The following is a 2,642-nucleotide window of genomic DNA, read 5'->3' on the forward strand; positions in this document are numbered from 1 at the left end:
TTTTGCTTCAATCAAGCCGAAGCTTGTTGATGCTGTATGTCTTAACGTTTTGCATGTTCAGTTTTCAATGTTCATTGTGTCTGCCAAACTTGTTTACCTCTTGACGACTTCTACAATATTACTCTCGTTTATATTATAAGTCAACACTTTTTAAAAACTTTTTTAAAAAGAATTTAGTAAAGCGTTATTACCTCCTCAAAGTTAGCATTAACAAAGGGTTTTCTAGATTTATAATAAGTGTATCCAATACATTTTAAATTACTTTCCTTCTATAAATATATTAGACTCTCATCTTACCGTTTGGGAATATTTGTTTATCCAGCTCGCGCCTTCTCCAATTTATCTAGACGATTTATTAAATAGACATATCGCTTTTCTCTATAAAAAGGCAACAGAAAAGTAATCCCCTTACTTTCTGCTGCTTAAATTTATTATATGTGATGAAGAAGTTCCAACGATTCGATTACACTAGCGAGGAAGTCCTCTATTTCACTTATGTTATCCTCGTTGATTTTTTGCTGGAAGCGTAGGAAAGTTGTATTTACGTAGTTTTGCTCCAAGTGTCCGTATTCAAAGCTCACATGCTGCATGATTGTTATGTCACCCTCCCATATTTGCTTTAGAGCTAACTCAATGTTTTTACATTCAGAAGGAACATCCATTACATCTTTTTGAAATTTTAACTGAAGTGTACAGCCAGGATTCTTTCCTGGAGTCTCCAAAATTTCAGCGGCAAGCTCCTCCAAAGAAGCTTCTATTATAATTTCAGCCGAGACTGCTGGTTTATCGGATAGGACAAACTCAATAGAGAAATCTCTTTTTATAATAGAGAAGTCCATCCGGTCTGTTCGGTTAATTATATTTATTTTACGTTCTATATTGTCTAAATCATATACATGATTTTCAAATGCTACCTTTACATTTTCGAAGACAGTTGGGTCATACATACGATTTCCTCCTTGGTTATGCAGGTATAGGCAATAGTGTCATGATAGCGAAGAAAACTAAAATAGCAGCTACAAGAACAAATACATGCCATACTGCGTGATGATATGGAAAGCCTCTCCACACGTAAAAGACTGCTCCTCCGGTATATAGCAAGCCACCAAGTGCTAGTAAAACAAGGCCCTCTGTAGACATGTTCGTGATTAAGGGCTTCCATGCAAATACTATTAGCCAGCCCATCACTACATATAGAATCGTGGAGGTATGTAAAAAACGCTTAACAAAATAGGCTTTGAACACAGTACCTGCTATCGCTAGCCCCCACATGATACCAAACAACGTCCAACCAAGCGGCCCTTTTACTACTATAAATAGAAGTGGTGTGTAGGAGCCTGCTATCAGATAATAAATAGAAGAGTGGTCCATGATTTCAAAAAAGTCTTTAGCTCTCCCTGCCGGAAAAGCATGTACGAGGGTCGACGACGTAAACAATAGCACCATGGATGCTCCAAACAGTGTGAAGCTCACCACATGCCATGCATCCCCATACTTGACGGATGAAACAATCAAAATAACAAGTGCTGCTATACTAAGAAGCGTGCCAACGCCATGTATGATTGCATTTGCCAACTCTTCTCGTTTAGAAAAAATATGTGTATTACTCAATATCTTTCATCTCCATTAAATCATTTATTCCATTTTATCCTACCACTTTTCATTAATAAAAGCAGACACTCGTTAAATTTGAGTTGATATAATAAGGTAAGAGTAGAGTTTCTGTTATCATCTGACAAACTAGTATAAAAAGGAGCAATCATTATGTGTCTTGTTAATTTTCAATTTCAAGTGCATCCTAACTATCCCCTCATAGTTGTTGCCAATCGCGATGAATTTTATGAACGCCCAACTGAGCCGGCTCATTTTTGGGAAGATCATCCAACTATACTGGCAGGACGTGATTTACTGCAAATGGGTACATGGCTTGGAGTTTCTAAAGCTGGTCGTTTTGCTGCATTGACAAACTTTCGTGATCCACAGCTTAAGCCTGGTCACCTTTCACGCGGAGATATAGTTCGAGACTTTTTAATCGGACAACAAGAACCACTAGACTTTATCGAGGAATTGAAGAAAAGTAGAGACAGCTATGGCGGCTATAATATTGTCATTGGGGATAGCCATCAATTGTTCCACTATAACAACATCCTGGATAAAATGAATGAAGTTTCACCTGGTACACATAGCTTAAGCAACCATACCTTGAACACACCTTGGCCTAAAGTGGAGAAAGGAAAGCAGAGATTAGCTGAACATCTTCTATCAGATAACATAGAAGTAGGACCTCTATTTGACTTGTTAACAGACGAGAGTGTAGCACAGGATTCTGAGCTTCCGGATACCGGTGTGGGAATAGAGCTTGAACGCAGCCTATCTCCTCTTTTTATCAAAATGCCAAACTACGGTACACGCTCCTCGACTGTTTTGCTAATGGACAAAAACCAAAACATTACTTTTGCAGAACGCACCTATTATAAAGGTAAAATGCATTCTGAGAAATTTTTTGAAATATAAAAGAGCTGGGATATAACTAGTCAATAAATTAAAAGACGTGAAATCAAGTTGTGATATGCTCCCCAATAGGTAGACAGATGAAAAAACAAAAATCTGTTTACCTGTTGGGGGGTATTTTTTTATGGCTC

The 2,642-nt window shown here is 37.6% G+C and carries 3 protein-coding genes; 1 reads left to right on the forward strand and 2 read right to left on the reverse strand.

The window, feature by feature from the left end; genetic code table 11:
* Nucleotides 1-431: 431 nt before the first annotated feature.
* Both HF876_RS18630 and trhA read right to left on the reverse strand, forming a co-directional pair.
* Nucleotides 432-947, reverse strand: a complete 516-nt coding sequence (locus HF876_RS18630; protein ID WP_169361544.1) for a hypothetical protein — start codon at nt 945-947, stop codon at nt 432-434.
* A 16-nt stretch (nt 948-963) separates the two neighbouring features.
* Nucleotides 964-1,611, reverse strand: coding sequence for a PAQR family membrane homeostasis protein TrhA (gene trhA / locus HF876_RS18635; RefSeq protein WP_169361545.1), 648 nt, complete (start codon nt 1,609-1,611; stop codon nt 964-966).
* A gap of 153 nt (nt 1,612-1,764) precedes the next feature.
* Here trhA and HF876_RS18640 point away from each other — a divergent pair, with 153 nt between their 5' ends.
* Nucleotides 1,765-2,514, forward strand: a complete 750-nt coding sequence (locus HF876_RS18640) for an NRDE family protein (RefSeq protein ID WP_169361546.1) — start codon at nt 1,765-1,767, stop codon at nt 2,512-2,514.
* The last annotated feature ends 128 nt before the right edge of the window (nt 2,515-2,642 follow it).

This window comes from Psychrobacillus sp. BL-248-WT-3, assembly GCF_012843435.1.
GTDB lineage: Bacteria > Bacillota > Bacilli > Bacillales_A > Planococcaceae > Psychrobacillus.

Coding starts and splice junctions, on each gene's coding strand:
- HF876_RS18630 (WP_169361544.1), bottom strand. CDS start 947: ATGTATGACCCAACTGTCTTCGAAAATGTAAAGGTAGCATTTGAAAAT.
- HF876_RS18640 (WP_169361546.1), top strand. CDS start 1,765: ATGTGTCTTGTTAATTTTCAATTTCAAGTGCATCCTAACTATCCCCTC.